Consider the following 16,067-nt stretch of genomic DNA (forward strand, 5'->3'; position numbering starts at 1 on the left):
TTGATAGGCGGCGCGGTCAAAATGTGGGAGCTGGCTTGCCTGCGATGGCGTCCCTGACTACACCGAAAAGCCGTCAGCCAGCACCCGGCACATTCGGCCAAAGGTCCGCGACCAGAAACAACCGCTCCGCTTCCTCCCAATCCTCACCCACCTGAACCATCCGCACCAGCAATTGCGCCGGCGCCATGGGGTCCAGATTCGCCAGCCAGCCGTGCATGCGCTCCTCGCTCCAGACTTCATCCGCCGGGTAATGCGCCGGTGCCAGCCATGCATGCCGGGGCAGCGGTTGCCAGCGGCCTGCCGGGCTGTCGGCGACGAAAGCCGGCCAGTCACGCTGATGCAGCCAGCGCCCACGCAGGTGCTGAGAGTGTGCACCGCTGGGCGCTTCGGCCCGGCCGGGCCAGGGATAGAGCAGGTAGCCGCCCAACCATAAATGCGCATCGAATTGCTGGATATCCAGGGCAGCCAGCGCCTCACGGCTTTCCGGCCGCATTGAAATCGGCAGTTGATGCTGCGCCAGATGCGCCAGCTTGCGGTCCAGCCGGTCGTGACAGCCCGGCCCCAGCCATTGCGCCGTGTCCTGACCGTTGCCATCCTGGGGCCCGAGGTAAAGTTTGATCGCCAATTCCAGGTGGTGCACGCCGTCGCGATCACGCAGCAGCATGTCCAGTTCGCCAAGGGTATGCCCGGCGCGGCGGATCGGCAGGTTGGCGGCCAGTAATTCCACGCCCGGTGCATGCTGCACGGCGAACTGCCACAGGCGCTCGTAATACAGGCCCAGGCGCCGGGTGCGTGAAAGGCTTAGCCACTGCTGCAAGGTGCTGCTGTCCTGGTCGAGCTGGCGCAGCCAGCGTTCGAGGCGATCCGGGGCCTGCACCCAGTCGCTGCCGGCCAGCGGATGGCGCTGCGGCCAGGGTGTCTGCGCGAGCATCGGCGGGGCGAGCATCACCCACGCCAGGTCGCGCACCTCGGGGTGGCGCAGTTGGCGGGGCAGGTTGTGCAGATCGGGGAACACAGTCATGGTCCGAGCATAGCCGTTTAACCTGTGTGTGGGTGGCTGAGAAACGTTGTCATCAAGCCTTCACGGCGACAAAGGGTTTTGCCTGACGCGGCCTTTCGCCCATAATCCTTCTTTTTGCCACACCCCGAATCCCGCAGGAGCCCCATGGAGCAATTTCGCAATATCGGCATCATCGGTCGCCTGGGCAGTACCCAGGTGCTGGACACCGTCCGCCGACTGAAAAAATTCCTGCTCGAGCGCCACCTGCATGTGATCCTCGAAGACACCATCGCTGAAATTCTCCCGGGCCACGGCCTGCAGACCTCGTCGCGCAAGATGCTCGGCGAAGTGTGCGACATGGTGATTGTGGTGGGGGGCGACGGCAGCCTGCTGGGCGCCGCCCGTGCGCTGGCGCGGCATAATGTGCCGGTGCTGGGGATCAACCGGGGCAGCCTGGGGTTCCTTACGGACATCCGGCCCGATGAGCTGGAAGTCGAAGTAGCCAAGGTGCTCGATGGCCACTATCTGGTGGAAAACCGCTTCCTGCTCCAGGCCGAAGTGCGCCGCCACGGCGAAGCCATCGGTCAGGGGGACGCGCTGAACGACGTGGTGCTGCACCCGGGCAAATCCACCCGGATGATCGAGTTCGAGCTGTACATCGACGGCCAGTTCGTGTGCAGCCAGAAGGCCGACGGCCTGATCGTCGCCACGCCGACCGGCTCAACCGCCTACGCGCTGTCGGCGGGCGGCCCGATCATGCATCCCAAGCTGGATGCCATTGTGATCGTGCCGATGTACCCCCATATGTTGTCCAGCCGACCCATTGTGGTCGACGGCAACAGTGAGCTGAAAATCGTGGTATCCAAAGACATGCAGATCTACCCGCAGGTGTCCTGCGATGGCCAAAACCACTTCACCTGCGCCCCCGGTGACACCATCACCGTGAGCAAGAAGGCGCAGAAGCTGCGGCTGATCCATCCGCTGGACCATAACTACTACGAAGTGTGCCGCACCAAGCTGGGCTGGGGCAGCCGCTTGGGGGGTGGAGGCGACTGATGCTCGATCCCGCGCGTAGCTACGACCTGATTGGTGACGTGCACGGTTGCGCTCATACCCTCGAGCACTTGCTCGACCGGTTGGGTTACCACAAGCAGGGCGGCGTGTGGCGCCACCCGTCGCGGATGGCGGTGTTCCTCGGCGATATCATCGACCGGGGCCCACGTATCCGCGAGGCGCTGCATATCGTCCATGACATGGTCGAGGCCGGTCAGGCGCTGTGCATCATGGGCAACCATGAGTTCAATGCACTGGGTTGGACCACGCCGGCACCGCCGGGCAGCGGTCGGCAGTTCGTGCGAGAGCATACGCCACGCCATGCGCGCCTGATCCATGAAACCCTGACGCAATTCGAGCAGCATCCGGCTGACTGGCATGACTTCCTCGGCTGGTTCTATGACATGCCGCTGTTCGTCGACGCCGGTCGCTTCCGGGTGGTGCATGCGTGCTGGGATGCCGGTGTGATCGAGCCGCTGCGTGCAATTTTTCCCGATGGCTGCATCGACCCGCACTTTGTTCAAGCGGCCGCGGTGCCCGGCAGTTTTGCCTGCAATGCGTTCGACCGCCTGCTGCGCGGCACCGACATGCGCCTGCCGGATGGCCTGACGCTGACGGGTGGCGATGGCCTGACGCGTTCGTTTTTCCGCACCAAGTTCTGGGAAGACGACCCCAAGACCTACGGCGATATCGTCTTTCAACCGGACGCCCTGCCGGAGCCGGTGGCGCGCATGCCGTTGTCGTCCACCGAAAAGAACACATTGCTGCGCTACGGTGTCGACGAGCCGTTGCTGTTCGTCGGCCACTACTGGCGCAGCGGCAAACCGGCGCCGATCCGTCCGAACCTGGCCTGCCTGGACTACAGTGCGGTGCTGTACGGCAAGCTGGCGGCGTATCGCCTGGACCAGGAGACGCGCCTGGACCCGAATAAATTCGTGTGGGTCGACGTCGAGCGGCCCGAGGTCATTCAATGAGTGCCGTGGCTGTATTGCGCCTGCCCCTGAGCGTCGACCTGGGCGGCTTCGTCCAACTGCTGCAACGCATGCAAGTGCCCCATCGCGTCAGCGAGGAGTCGGGCGAGCAGGTGTTGTGGGTGCCGGAAAACCTCAGCGACGACGTGCGTGTGTTGTACCAGCGGTTTCCTGCCGGTGACCCGGAGCAGCAATTGGACATTCCCGAACAGGCGCCGGTGACGCGTCCGGGTTTTGTGCAGCAACTGCGGCACGGTCCGGTCACGGCGCTGGTGTTGCTGGCGAGCATCCTCGTAGGGGCGTTGACGCTGCTGGGTGAAAACCTGCAAACCATGGCCTGGCTGACCTTTCTGCCGTTTCGCGTGATGGGCGAGTACATCCAGTTCACGTCGCTGGCCGACAGCCTGGCGTCAGGGCAGTGGTGGCGGTTGGTCACGCCGATGCTGATCCACTTCGGCATCCTGCACCTGGCCATGAACGGCATGTGGTACTGGGAGTTGGGCCGGCGCATCGAAGTGCGCCAAGGCAGTATCAACCTGCTGGGCCTGACCCTGTTGTTCAGCCTGGTTTCCAATTACGCACAATACGCCTACGGCGGCCCGAGCCTGTTTGGCGGGTTGTCCGGCGTGTTGTACGGCCTGCTCGGGCATTGCTGGATTTTTCAATTATTGTCGCCCAACCCAGCCTATCGTCTGCCTCGCGGGGTGCTGGCGATGATGCTGATCTGGCTGGTGCTCTGCATGTCGGGGCTGATCTCCATGATCGGTTTCGGCGAAATCGCCAACGCGGCTCATCTGAGCGGCTTGCTTATCGGTTGCCTGACGGGTTTGCTGGGCGGGTTGTACAACCGCCGCAAAGCCGCCCTTTGATAGAAGGAAGCGTCTTATGACCTCTTTTGCTGAAATGATCGAAAACATCACGCCGGATATCTACGAGAGCCTCAAGCTCGCCGTGGAAATCGGCAAATGGTCCGATGGCCGCAAGCTCACCGCCGAGCAGCGCGAGCTGTCCCTGCAGGCGGTGATCGCCTGGGAGATCCAGAATCTGCCGGAAGACCAGCGCACCGGCTACATGGGGCCGCAGGAATGCGCGTCCAAGTCGGCGCCAATTGCGAACATCCTGTTCAAGTCGGATGCGATCCATTGATTGAAATTGGTCGCGGTGCTGTCAGCAAGATGTCGGCGCAACTCGGTGAGCCGACCGTTCAATATGCGTTTCGCCTGGGTGATGCCGAGGTGCCGGTCAATCCGTTGATCGGTACTCACGTGCGCCTCGAATATCTGGGGGCCATCCATTGCAGCCATTGCGGGCGCAAGACCAAAACCAGCTTCAGCCAGGGGTATTGCTACCCCTGCATGACCAAGCTGGCCCAGTGCGACCTGTGCATCATGAGCCCGGAGCGTTGCCACTACGACGCCGGCACGTGCCGCGAGCCGTCCTGGGGCGAGAAGTTCTGCATGACCGATCACGTGGTCTACCTGGCCAATTCGTCGGGGATCAAGGTCGGCATCACCCGCGCCACCCAACTGCCCACCCGCTGGCTGGATCAGGGCGCGAGCCAGGCGCTGCCGATCATGCGCGTAGCGACTCGCCAGCAGTCGGGTTTCGTTGAAGACCTGTTTCGTAGTCAGGTGGCCGACAAGACCAACTGGCGCGCGCTGCTCAAGGGGGACGCTGCGTCGGTGGACCTCAAGCACGTGCGTGATGAGCTTTTCGCCGCCTGCGCCGAAGGCCTGTTGGGCTTGCAGGAGCGCTTCGGCCTACAGGCCATCCAGCCTGTGACCGACATCGAACCGCTCGAAATCCGCTACCCGGTAGAGCAATATCCGGCCAAGATCGTCAGTTTCAACCTGGACAAGAACCCGATTGCCGAAGGCACGCTGCTGGGGATCAAGGGCCAATACCTGATCTTCGATACCGGCGTGATCAATATTCGTAAGTACACGGCCTACCAGCTCGCCGTGCATCAGTAGAAGGATGCCACCCATGCGCACCGAACAACCGAAGATGATTTACCTGAAGGACTATCAGGCGCCGGACTACCTGATCGAAGAGACGCACCTGACCTTCGAGTTGTTCGAGGACCACAGCCTGGTTCACGCGCAATTGGTGATGCGCCGCAACCTCGAGCGTGGCGCGGGCTTGCCACCCTTGGTGCTGGATGGTCAGCAACTTGAGCTGTTGAGCGTCAATCTGGCCGATCAGGCACTGACGGCCGAAGATTATCAACTGACCGACAGTCACCTGACGGTGCATCCCAAGAGTGAGACTTTTACCCTGGATACCACGGTAAAAATCCATCCGGAAACCAACACCGCCCTGGAAGGCCTGTACAAATCCGGCAGCATGTTCTGCACCCAGTGCGAGGCCGAGGGTTTCCGCAAGATCACTTATTACCTCGACCGCCCGGATGTGATGAGCACGTTCACCACCACGGTGATTGCCGAGCAGCATCGCTACCCGATCCTGTTGTCCAACGGCAACCCGATTGCCAGCGGGCCGGGTGAAGACGGTCGTCATTGGGCGACTTGGGAAGACCCGTTCAAGAAACCGGCGTACCTGTTCGCGCTGGTGGCGGGTGACCTTTGGTGCGTCGAAGATACCTTCACCACCATGACTGATCGTGAAGTCGCGCTGCGTATCTACGTCGAGCCGGAAAACATCGACAAGTGCCAGCACGCCATGACCAGCCTGAAGAAGTCCATGCGCTGGGACGAAGAAACCTATGGCCGCGAGTACGACCTCGACATATTCATGATCGTTGCCGTGAATGACTTCAACATGGGCGCCATGGAAAACAAGGGGCTGAACATCTTCAACTCCAGCGCCGTGCTGGCCCGCGCCGAAACCGCCACCGACGCCGCGCACCAGCGTGTCGAGGCGATCGTTGCCCACGAATACTTCCACAACTGGTCGGGCAACCGCGTGACCTGCCGCGACTGGTTCCAGTTGTCGCTCAAGGAAGGTTTCACCGTGTTTCGTGATTCGGGTTTTTCCGCCGACATGAACTCGGCCACGGTCAAGCGCATCCAGGACGTGGCGTACCTGCGCACCCACCAGTTCGCCGAAGACGCCGGCCCCATGGCTCACGCCGTGCGCCCGGACAGTTTTATCGAGATCTCCAACTTCTACACTCTGACCGTGTACGAAAAGGGTTCGGAAGTGGTCGGCATGATCCACACCTTGCTGGGTGCCGACGGTTTCCGCAAAGGCAGCGACCTGTATTTCGAGCGTCATGATGGCCAGGCCGTGACTTGCGACGACTTCGTCAAAGCCATGGAGGACGCCAACGGTGCCGACCTGACGCAGTTCAAGCGTTGGTACAGCCAGGCCGGCACCCCGCGACTGGTGGTCAGCGAGTCCTACGATGCTGCGGCCAAAACCTACAGCCTGACTTTCCGCCAAAGCTGCCCGCAAACCCCGGACAAGGTGGAAAAACTGCCGTTCGTGATCCCGGTGGAATTGGGCCTGCTGGACGGGAAGGGCGCCGGTATCGCGCTGCGCCTGGCCGGTGAAGCCGCGGCGGGTGGTGCGTCTCGTGTGATTTCGGTGACTGAAGCCGAGCAGACCTTCACCTTCGTGGACATTGCCGAGCAGCCATTGCCTTCGTTGCTGCGCGGATTCTCGGCACCGGTGAAACTGAGCTTCCCCTACAACCGCGACCAACTGATGTTCCTGATGCAGCACGACAGCGACGGCTTCAACCGTTGGGATGCTGGCCAGCAGTTGTCGGTGCAGGTGTTGCAGGAATTGATCGCGCAGCATCAGGCGGGCCAACCGCTGAAGCTGGATCAGCGCCTGATCGACGCGCTGCGCACGGTATTGAGCGACGATAGCCTGGATCAGGCGATGGTCGCGGAAATGCTGTCGTTGCCAAGCGAAGCGTACCTGACTGAAATCAGTGAGGTGGCGGATGTGGACGCCATTCACGCCGCCCGCGAGTTTGCCCGCAAGCAACTGGCGGACAATCTGCATGAAGCGCTGTGGTTGCGATACCAGGCCAATCGCGAGCTGTCCAGGCAGACGCCGTACGTCGCCGCGGCCGAGCATTTCGCCCGTCGCGCGTTGCAGAACATCGCGTTGTCGTACTTGATGCTCAGCGGCAAGCCGGAAGTGTTGGCGGCGACCATCGAGCAGTTCGACACCAGTGACAACATGACCGAGCGCCTGACCGCACTGGCGGTGCTGGTGAATTCGCCGTTCGAGGCAGAGAAGGCCCAGGCGCTGGCCGTGTTTGCCGAGAACTTCAAGGACAACCCGTTGGTCATGGACCAGTGGTTCAGCGTGCAGGCCGGCAGTGTCTTGCCGGGCGGTCTGGCGCGGGTCAAGGCGCTGATGGAACATTCGGCGTTCAACATCAAGAACCCGAACAAGGTACGCGCGCTGATCGGCGCGTTTGCCGGGCAGAACCTGATCAACTTCCATGCAGCGGACGGCTCGGGCTATCGCTTCCTGGCGGACCTGGTGATCCAGCTCAATGCCTTCAACCCGCAGATCGCTTCGCGTCAATTGGCGCCGCTGACCCGCTGGCGCAAATACGACAGCGCACGTCAGGCGCTGATGAAAGCTGAGCTGGAGCGCATCCGTGCGTCCGGCGAACTGTCGAGCGATGTGTTCGAGGTGGTAAGCAAGAGCTTGGCTTAAGCGCCTATCCCAAGGCCTGCCCTCTGGATGGCAGGCCTTTTTTGATCTGTTTCCTACATCAATACCGATGATTTTCCTACGTTTTTTCAGCTCGATCCACTGAGGTGGACGACAACGCCTACAGTTCACCTCACAGACCAATGTCATGTTCCTCAATCACTTCAATGATTGTAAAGAAGGATATTGATATGGCTATTACCAAGGCGGCTCCTGCGTCAACTCCACCCAGTACTGCATTCGAACGGATGCAGGCGTTCGCCCGTCGTGATGAGCGCGTGCCGGGTCAAGTTCTTAATGGCAAACCATCTTTCTCCCATGATCAGGCCGCCGAGCAAATAAATCTCAAGGGCAGAGAGCGTTGGCCGGACCGCGACGGCGACGGCAAGGCAACCTTTTCCTATTCGTTCGCCAAGTTCCCTGGTGTGACGTTCAGTCAGCCGAGGCTCATCGGTTTCAGTGAGTTCAATCCTGAGCAGAAGGCTCAGATGCGACGGTCCCTACAGTCCTGGTCAGATGTCGCCAATGTCAAATTTACCGAGAAGGAAAATGACGGGACGGGCGACGGACATTTGCGGTTTGGCAACTTTCAGGAAATCGAGGGTGTGAAAGCCCCGAATGGAAAGGCTATCACCGTATATGACCCGCTGGGGCATGAGCAGCAAGCCTGGTTTCGAATAGGCGGCTATGACGCCAACCGCGCACCTAGCGTGAACAGTAAGGGTCGCAACACCTTTACCCATGAGTCTGGGCATCAAATCGGCTTATCCCATCCTGGACACTATGGTGGACCAAGTGACGGGTATACGAAGGAGGCCGAGTATGGCCAGGATACTCAGGGGCATTCGATCATGAGTTATTGGGATGAGACTTACACGGGGCAGGATTTCAGTAAAAGGGGAAAACAGTATTATGCGTCTGCTCCGCAAATGGACGATATCGTCGCGGCCCAGCAGCTCTACGGGCCGAACAGAAAAACCCGCAAAGGTGACACCGTCTACGGCTTTGGTTCCAATACTGGCCGGGATTATTACACCGTCAAATCCGCCGGCGATCCTCTGGTGGCGTCGATCTGGGATGGCGGCGGGCATGACACGTTGAACCTGAGCGGTTATCGCGATGATCAGAAAATCAACCTCAATGCGGGTTCGTATTCGGACGTTGGGGGGATGAAGGGCAACTTATCCATTGCGCCGGGCGTGGTCATCGAGGATGTTATCGGCGGTGAGGGTAATGATTGGATCCTCGGTAACCCGGCTGCCAATAGGCTGAACGGTGGCCCCGGTGACGATGTGATCGATGGTGGGGCTGGACAAGACACGCTTTGGGGGGGTAGGGGTAAGGACACGTTTTTGTTTTCTGACGCAAGCCATTCAACGCCCGATGCGCCTGATCGCATCATGGATTTTCGCAGCGGCGAGGACAAAATCGATGTATCCAGCGTTCGGTTCGCTGGCGGCCAGCCTGAATTGAAGTATGTCGCTGCATTCACAGGGCGGCCAGGTGAGGCAATGCTGACTTACGACGCCAAGACACGCTTTAGTACGCTGAAAATCGATACCACTGGCAACGCAAAGCCAGACTTCGAAGTGCTGGTCAAGGGGCATGTGAAGCGCAGTGATATCGTCGCCTGATGAAATGGGCTTTCTTAGCGGAGTAGCCCAGGTGATCAGATTACCGGCGGTCGTTGTTGGTCCGGGCCTTTACCGACGGGAAAGCGCTCTGTGATGATCCCGTGCGGGACGCCGAGCGGGATAGCGCTGGCGGTGTCCAGGCGCGTGACTTGTTCGGCGGATAATTGCACGGTCAAGGCACTGAGGGTGGCGTCCAACTGAGCGCGGGTGCGTGAGCCGAGGATCGGAATCAGCGCGGTGGTGGAGCGTCGGGCTTTTTCACGCAGCCAGGCGATCGCGACGTGGGTGGGTGTGGCGTCCAGCTCTGAAGCGACCGCCAGCAGGGCGTCGAGCACGGCGGTTTCACGTGCACTCTTCTCGGCGTGGACCAGTATGCCCAGTTTGCTGGCGCGGTCGTCGCCCTGGCTTTCACGGTATTTACCGGTAAGGAAACCACCGCCCAGTGGCGACCACAGTGTGGCGCCCAGACCCAATGCTTCAGCCATCGGCAACAGTTCGCGGTCGGCGCTGCGCTCGACGAGGCTGTACTCCACCTGGATGCCGATGATGGGTGCGAAGCCGCGTATTTCGGCCAGCAGATCGGCGCGGGCGATGCGCCAGGCGGGGAAGTTGGAGAGGCCTGCGTAGTGGATCTTGCCGGCGCGTACCAGGTCGTCGAGGCCGCGCAGAATCTCTTCCATGGGCGTGACGTTGTCGCTCATGTGCGTCCACAGCAGGTCAATGCGGTCGGTATTCAGACGCTTGAGGCTTTCCTCCACCGAGCGCACCAGGTTTTTGCGGTTGTTGCCCACCCGCAGGGTGCCGTCATCGGAAGGTTGGGTGCGCAAGGTGTATTTGGTGGCCACCACCAGGTTGTCGCGTTCCGAGGCGATAAATTCCCCCAAGAGCTTTTCGGCCTGGCCGAACTGATAGCCGTTGGCGGTATCGAGGAAATTGCCGCCGGCCTCAAGGAAACCGTCGAACATCGCCTTGGCTTCATCGCGTTCGGCGCCATGGCCCCAGCCCGTACCGAAATTACCGGTACCCAGGGCCAGTTCGGAAACCTGCAGACCGCTGCGGCGGCCAAAGACTTTATTGCGCATGCATAGACTCCTGACAGATCGACTCGATTAAATGTTTGGCAACATGTAATTAATATGATCGCGCTCATTTATTCCGTCAAGGGGCATTTTTACTGCTGACATTTCCTGACAGGGGCCTCTGTTAAGCTGCGCCATCTTTTCCGTTCAGGTGGCTTCCACGTGTCGCGTACCACTCGTCTATTGACCTTGCTCCAGGCTCTGCGCGGCAAGAAACGTCCGGTCACTGCGGCTGTACTGGCGGCGCAGCTGGAGGTGTCCGAGCGCACCCTGTATCGCGACATCGCCGAATTGACCGCGTTGGGCGCGCCGATCTTCGGCGAGGCGGGTGTCGGCTATGTGCTGCGCAGCGGGCTGTTCCTGCCGCCGTTGATGCTCAACGCCGAAGAGACCGAGGCCATCGTGCTGGGCCTGCGCTACGTCGACCAGCGCGGGGATGATGTGCTGAGCCGCGCCGCTGCCAATGCCCTGGCGAAAATCGCCGACGTGCTCGACCCCGTGGCCCAGGAAGCCCTGCGCAACCCCACGGTGCTGCCGGGCCCGCCGGGGTTCGGCTACCCGGAAAACCGCGTACCGCTCAATGTGTTTCGGGATGCCATTCGCAGTCAGGCCAAGTTGCACATCGATTACGCAGACGCCAGCCAGACCCAGAGCCAGCGGCTGATCTGGCCCCTGGCGCTGGGCTTTCTCAATGAGGTGCGAGTGATCGTCGCCTGGTGCGAATTGCGCGGTGCCTACCGCACCTTTCGCACCGACCGTGTGGCTTCGGCCGACGCCCAGGGCGAGCGCTATCCGGGGCGACGCAGCGACCTGTTGCGCAACTGGCGCAAGTTGATGGAGCAGAACGAATCCGGCCCGTTCACTCCTGACAAAAACTGACACACCGCTGATTTAGCATGGCGCCACAAATGATCAAAAAAAGGAGCTGTGCCATGTCTCAACCAGAACTGGCCCCGGCCATCGTGGCCTATATCGCGGCGGCCAATGCGGGCGACACTTCGGCGATTCCCCAGTGCTTTGCCGAGGATGCCAACGTGTTCGATGAAGGGCAGCATCAGGTCGGTGCGGCAGCCATTGCTCGCTGGATGGAGGACACCGGGCGCCGTTATCAACCGCGTGTCGAAGTGCTCAACGTGCAGCATCGCACGGGCAAAGTACTGGTCAGCAATATCGTGTCCGGCAACTTCCCTGGCAGCCCGTTGGAACTGCGCTATACCTTTCGCCTGAATGAGCAGGGCAAGATTTCGCGGCTGGATATCTCCCTGTAAGTCATACTGGCAGGCATGACTTTCGACTCGCCTCTCGCCGCCTATCAACATGCCATCTCCCAGCAGGGCTTCGTGACCGACGATGCTCAGCGTCAGGCGGTGGGCGTCTTGCAGGCGTGTCACCAGGCGTTGCATCAGGGCGGTTCGGCGATCCATGGTGTCTACCTGTGGGGCCCGGTAGGGCGGGGCAAGACCTGGTTGATGGATCAGTTCTACCAGAGCCTGCGCGTGCCTGCGCGGCGTCAGCATTTTCATCATTTCATGGGCTGGGTACACCAGCGCTCGTTCCAGCTCACCGGTGTTCAGGACCCGTTGCGGGTGCTGGCTCGAGAGCTGAGCCAGGCAGTGAGCGTGCTGTGTTTCGACGAGTTGTTCGTCAATGACATCGGTGATGCGATCATCCTGGGCCGGTTGTTTCAGGTGATGTTCGAGGAAGGTGTGATGATGGTTTGCACGTCCAATCAGCCTCCTGATCAGCTATATGCCGATGGTTTCAACCGTGAGCGCTTTTTGCCAGGCATTGCCGCGATCAAACGGCACATGCAGGTGGTTGCCGTGGATGGCGGTGAGGATCATCGCCTGCATCCAGGGGCTGGCGTGCAGCGGTACTGGGTTAACCAGCCCGAGGCACTGGCAACGTTGTTCAGGCAACTGGCTGAAGGGCAGGTGGTGACCCGTGGCCCGATCGCCGTCGGACATCGCTTACTGGTCACGGTGCAATCCAGCGACTCGCTGCTCTGGTGCCGTTACGCCGATCTTTGCGAGCAGCCTTTGGCGGCGATGGATTTCATGCTGTTGTGTGACCGCTTCAAGGCGATCCTGCTGGGCGAAGTGCCGTGCCTGAGCGCGCAAAAACGTCCGGGGCGGATCGCCCGAGGCACGGAAGATGGCGTAGAACGGGTGGTGGCGGGTGATCGCGAATTGCCGGAGCTGTCGGTGCATGATGACAGTGTGCGGCGGTTCATCGCGCTGGTGGACGAGTGCTACGACCGAAAGGTGCCGTTATTCATCGAGGCACAGGTGCCGCTCGAACGTTTGTACACCGAAGGTTACCTGGAGTTTCCCTTTCGTCGCACCCTGAGCCGCTTGCAGGAAATGCAACTGAGCCGCTTTGGTTCGAGCCTGTAGGAAAGAGTCCAGAAACGGCCCCAGCACGGGTTTTGCAGTGCGCATCCTTCGCATTTTCAGGCAGTGATTTGTGGTTAATCTCCTTCATCTGTTGTCGGGTCCACGCTTACAATCATGCCCCTCAAAGGGAACCGATTCCCTTGCAGTCGTGATTGAGGACGCACATGGACACCCCAGACATTCTGGTGTTGCAAGCCAGCTACACCAACCCCGTGCATGCCGAAGCCATTGGCCGGGTGCTCAACCATTATGCAGAGGATCCGATGGGTGGAGGGCACGGCCTGCCGGCCGACTTGTTGGAGCAGTTGCCGGGCGAGTTGGCCAAACGTCCCCATGCGTTCAGTGTGCTGGCGTTTGTCGGCGGCGTGCCGGCGGGCCTGGTCAATTGTTTTGAAGGGTTTTCGACCTTCGCCTGTCGCCCATTGGTCAATGTCCACGACGTGGTCGTGATGGACGCTTATCGTGGCCTGGGCCTGAGTCAGAAGATGTTGCAGAAGGTCGAGGAAATCGCCCGGCAGCGCGGTTGCTGCAAGATCACCCTGGAGGTGCTTGAGGGCAATGCGGTGGCGCAGTCGGCCTATCGCAAGTTCGGTTTTGGCGATTCGACCTTCGATCCCGCGTATGGCGGCATGTTGTTCTGGAGCAAACCGCTCTAGGGTCCGTATGAAAAACAAAAAAAGGCGCCATTAAATGGCGCCAAATTAACCTTTGCCACAGGAGCGGAGTGGCACAGGGTATTACCGTTGAATCAGCTGTTCGGTTGTTGCTCGGCACCGGCTTGTTCTGCCGTGGTCGGCTGCAAGTTCTTGCCGTCTGCAGATGCTGTTTGCTCGTTAGTGCCGTGAAGTTGCTGCTGCATGAAGGTGAAGTTGTTGTAGAACTCCTTCGAACGCTCCGAACTGCCTTCTGCAAAGGCGGCAACGGAAGTCAGGGTCATCAGGCTGGCAAGCATCAAGGTGGAGAGTTTCATGGCAGTGTTCCCATTAGAAGTGATCGGTATCCGGTCGGTCCTTGATCAGATTCATGGGGCAACTATGAACGGGGCTTATTAAGTGGGAATTAATTCAAGGCAGCCCCAAAGTTAACGATTTCGTTAACTTTGGGGCGGGGGAAAGTGTGATTGAGTTATTTGCCGGCAGCGGGTGCCGCTTCGCGAATCGCGACTTCCGTGGTGTTGACCTTCTTGGGTTTGATCAGGCTGAAATCGATCAAACCTTTCTGCTGGCGCTCATAAGGATTGCCGATCATCAGCGGGCGCGGCTTGAAACTGTCGCTGACCAGGCTGCGGCTGCGGTCCAGTTCATCGAAGCTCAATCCGGCCAGGTCAGCCCAGGTGTGAATCAACTGCGAGCTGCTATACGGGCGCTGCAGGTCGCCGGCAAAATTCCAGTCGTGGTTTTCACGCCATTTCGGTGAGGCGTAGGCCATGAACGGAATGGTGTACATCGGCGCGGTCGGCTTGCCTTCGTTGCGCCCCAGGGTGGTGTGGCCGGCGGAATCGAACACATCCTCGCCATGGTCAGACAGGTACAGCAGGAAGCCATTGGGGTCGGCCTTCGCGTAGCTCTTTATCAGGCTCGAGACCACGAAGTCGTTGTACAGCACCGCATTGTCATAGCTGTTGTAGGTGGGCAACTGGGCGTCGCTGACCCCGGCAGGCACGCCCTGGCGGTCGGTGAACTTGTCGAAGGTCGGCGGATAGCGGTACTGGTAGCTCATGTGTGTGCCGAGCAGGTGCACCACGATGAATTTTCGCTCGGCGCCGTCGGCCATGGCCTTGGCGAACGGTTCCAGTACGTCGCCGTCATACTGGCGAGCATTCTGGTTGCGGTTGTTGTTGAGGTATACCTGCTCGTCGGCCTGTTCGGAAAAGGTGGTGAGCATGGTGTTGCGTTTGGTCATGGTCTGCTGGTTGGTGATCCAGTAGGTCTTGTAGCCGGCCTGTTTCATCACGCTGACAATCGACGGTGTCTTGAGGTACAGGTCGGGGTTTTCTTCGTCGGCGAAGGTCAGCACCTGTTGCAGCGCTTCGATGGTGTAGGGGCGCGGGGTAATGACGTTGTCGAACACCGCCAATTGGTCGCGCAACTTGTCCAGTTCCGGCGTGGTGTTGCGTGGATAGCCGTAGAGGCTCATGCGCTGGCGATTGGTGGATTCGCCGATCACCAGCACCAGGGTCGAGGGCTGGCCGGCCATACTATCCTTGAGGTTCTTCAAGGGCGGGATCTGGCTGGCGCTGGTGAGCATGCCTTGCATGTTGTCCAACTGCTCGGTGTAACGACGGTACGCCACAATCATCTGCCAGGGCACCGCCGGCTCGATGCGGGTTTCGAAGCGGTCGATGGCCTGCTCCATGTTGTCGCTGGTAGCGATCTGCTTGACCAGCGGGTAGCCCACCACGGCCAGTACAATGGCCGCCGCTGCCAGCCAGGATTGACCGCGAGGCAGGTACACCGGGCGCAGGCGGCTCCACAGGAAGATCGCCACGGCGGTGTGGGCGATGAACGCCAGCACGATCCACCAGGCAAAGTATTGGGTGGCGTATTCACCGGCTTCAGCGATGTTCGACTCGAACATGATGAAGATGACGCTTTGGGAAAATTCCTGCTGGTAGATAAAAAAGTAGCCCAGGCTGGCCATGGAACACGCCCATAGCACCACGCCGATCAAGGCGGCGAGCAGGCGAGTGCGGCGTGGGAACAACAGCATGGGCGCCAACCACAGCGCGCTCATGAAGAAGGCCTGACGGAAACCACTGAAGCCGGAAGTACCGGTCAGTTGGATCAGCAGTTGGGTAATCCCCGAGAAGTACCAGAAAAACAGGAACAGCCAGCCGAGGCCAGACCAATCAAAGCCTTTCGCAGTCGTGGTGCTGCGTTTGAACATCGCCATCTCCAGCCCGATAAATGCCAAGTGGCGCGCAGGGATGCACGCAACAGAGGCCACCCTTGCACGGGGTGGCCGTTGGGGCCGGGAGTATCGGGAGGGGCGTGTGAAAACTTTGTGAGATTTTTGTAAGGGTAATCTTACAAAACGATGACGCGGCTCAGCAGAGTGCCGGTGTCGCACTGGACGGCTGGTCCAGCTGGCCTTGCAGGTGCGAGCGTAGACGCATGACTTCCTGTTGCAACTGATCGCGCTCGTCTTTCAACTGGCGCAATTCATCACGGCGGATGGTGACGTAGAGGGTCTGTGGCGGGCGGGTCATTTGTGCTGTGCTCATTGCTTACCTCGCAAATAGCCGGTGTGTCGCGGTGTGCCAGAACGCTTGAGTCGAGGTTCTCGGCAGCAGT

The 16,067-nt window shown here is 60.2% G+C and carries 16 protein-coding genes; 11 read left to right on the forward strand and 5 right to left on the reverse strand.

Translation table 11 applies throughout. The features are described 5' to 3' along the window. Window positions 1–73 precede the first annotated feature (73 nt). Window positions 74–1,021, reverse strand: coding sequence for a DUF1853 family protein (locus tag ACW9IN_RS17030; RefSeq protein WP_457366974.1), 948 nt, complete (start codon window positions 1,019–1,021; stop codon window positions 74–76). Between the two features lie 144 nt (window positions 1,022–1,165). Between ACW9IN_RS17030 and ACW9IN_RS17035 the strand changes: the two genes are divergently transcribed. The 7 genes from ACW9IN_RS17035 to ACW9IN_RS17065 all read left to right on the forward strand — a co-directional run bounded on the left by ACW9IN_RS17035 (window position 1,166) and on the right by ACW9IN_RS17065 (window position 9,299). Beyond that, window positions 1,166–2,056 carry an NAD(+) kinase gene (locus ACW9IN_RS17035; protein ID WP_003217892.1) on the forward strand — a complete coding sequence of 297 codons (891 nt, stop codon included), beginning with the start codon at window positions 1,166–1,168 and terminating at the stop codon, window positions 2,054–2,056. Then, the gene (locus ACW9IN_RS17040) at window positions 2,053–3,027 is read left to right on the forward strand and encodes a metallophosphoesterase (protein ID WP_457367047.1); all 975 of its coding nucleotides are present in this window, start codon (window positions 2,053–2,055) and stop codon (window positions 3,025–3,027) included. Before ACW9IN_RS17035 ends, ACW9IN_RS17040 begins: the two co-directional genes overlap by 4 nt. Continuing rightward, complete coding sequence (locus ACW9IN_RS17045) at window positions 3,024–3,893, forward strand: rhomboid family intramembrane serine protease (RefSeq protein WP_457366975.1); 870 nt, start codon at window positions 3,024–3,026, stop codon at window positions 3,891–3,893. Before ACW9IN_RS17040 ends, ACW9IN_RS17045 begins: the two co-directional genes overlap by 4 nt. 16 nt (window positions 3,894–3,909) lie before the next feature. After that, window positions 3,910–4,170 (forward strand): YeaC family protein, encoded by a 261-nt coding sequence (locus ACW9IN_RS17050; RefSeq protein ID WP_457366976.1) that lies wholly within the window; start codon window positions 3,910–3,912, stop codon window positions 4,168–4,170. Then, window positions 4,167–4,997, forward strand: coding sequence for a DUF2797 domain-containing protein (locus tag ACW9IN_RS17055; protein WP_457366977.1), 831 nt, complete (start codon window positions 4,167–4,169; stop codon window positions 4,995–4,997). Before ACW9IN_RS17050 ends, ACW9IN_RS17055 begins: the two co-directional genes overlap by 4 nt. A 13-nt stretch (window positions 4,998–5,010) precedes the next feature. After that, on the forward strand, window positions 5,011–7,668 hold the full coding sequence (gene pepN, locus ACW9IN_RS17060) for an aminopeptidase N (RefSeq protein WP_457366978.1): 2,658 nt from the start codon (window positions 5,011–5,013) through the stop codon (window positions 7,666–7,668). A 188-nt stretch (window positions 7,669–7,856) separates the two neighbouring features. Beyond that, window positions 7,857–9,299, forward strand: a complete 1,443-nt coding sequence (locus ACW9IN_RS17065; protein WP_457366979.1) for a serralysin family metalloprotease — start codon at window positions 7,857–7,859, stop codon at window positions 9,297–9,299. A 35-nt stretch (window positions 9,300–9,334) separates the two neighbouring features. On the opposite strand, the gene ACW9IN_RS17070 is transcribed toward ACW9IN_RS17065, so the two are convergent. Next, a complete protein-coding gene (locus ACW9IN_RS17070; RefSeq protein ID WP_457366980.1) occupies window positions 9,335–10,381 on the reverse strand; it encodes an aldo/keto reductase in 1,047 nt (348 codons plus the stop codon). Window positions 10,382–10,540: 159 nt separating this feature from the next. Here ACW9IN_RS17070 and ACW9IN_RS17075 point away from each other — a divergent pair, with 159 nt between their 5' ends. From ACW9IN_RS17075 to ACW9IN_RS17090, 4 genes are all read left to right on the forward strand, one after another. Continuing rightward, complete coding sequence (locus tag ACW9IN_RS17075) at window positions 10,541–11,257, forward strand: helix-turn-helix transcriptional regulator (protein ID WP_457366981.1); 717 nt, start codon at window positions 10,541–10,543, stop codon at window positions 11,255–11,257. 53 nt (window positions 11,258–11,310) lie between these two features. Beyond that, on the forward strand, window positions 11,311–11,646 hold the full coding sequence (locus tag ACW9IN_RS17080) for a nuclear transport factor 2 family protein (RefSeq protein WP_457366982.1): 336 nt from the start codon (window positions 11,311–11,313) through the stop codon (window positions 11,644–11,646). A gap of 15 nt (window positions 11,647–11,661) precedes the next feature. Further along, window positions 11,662–12,774 carry a cell division protein ZapE gene (zapE, locus tag ACW9IN_RS17085; protein WP_457366983.1) on the forward strand — a complete coding sequence of 371 codons (1,113 nt, stop codon included), beginning with the start codon at window positions 11,662–11,664 and terminating at the stop codon, window positions 12,772–12,774. Window positions 12,775–12,938: 164 nt separating this feature from the next. Continuing rightward, the gene (locus ACW9IN_RS17090) at window positions 12,939–13,430 is read left to right on the forward strand and encodes a GNAT family N-acetyltransferase (RefSeq protein WP_457366984.1); all 492 of its coding nucleotides are present in this window, start codon (window positions 12,939–12,941) and stop codon (window positions 13,428–13,430) included. Between the two features lie 92 nt (window positions 13,431–13,522). Here ACW9IN_RS17090 and ACW9IN_RS17095 read toward each other — a convergent pair whose 3' ends face one another. From ACW9IN_RS17095 to ACW9IN_RS17105, 3 genes are all read right to left on the reverse strand, one after another. Further along, window positions 13,523–13,744, reverse strand: coding sequence for a hypothetical protein (locus ACW9IN_RS17095; protein ID WP_457366985.1), 222 nt, complete (start codon window positions 13,742–13,744; stop codon window positions 13,523–13,525). A 155-nt stretch (window positions 13,745–13,899) separates the two neighbouring features. Next, complete coding sequence (locus ACW9IN_RS17100; RefSeq protein ID WP_457366986.1) at window positions 13,900–15,666, reverse strand: phosphoethanolamine transferase CptA; 1,767 nt, start codon at window positions 15,664–15,666, stop codon at window positions 13,900–13,902. A gap of 154 nt (window positions 15,667–15,820) precedes the next feature. Then, entirely contained in the window at window positions 15,821–15,997 is a 177-nt protein-coding gene (locus ACW9IN_RS17105; RefSeq protein WP_457366987.1) for a DUF6026 family protein, read from the reverse strand. Window positions 15,998–16,067: the final 70 nt, after the last annotated feature.

The sequence above is a fragment of the Pseudomonas sp. SDO5271_S396 genome (assembly GCF_054071795.1).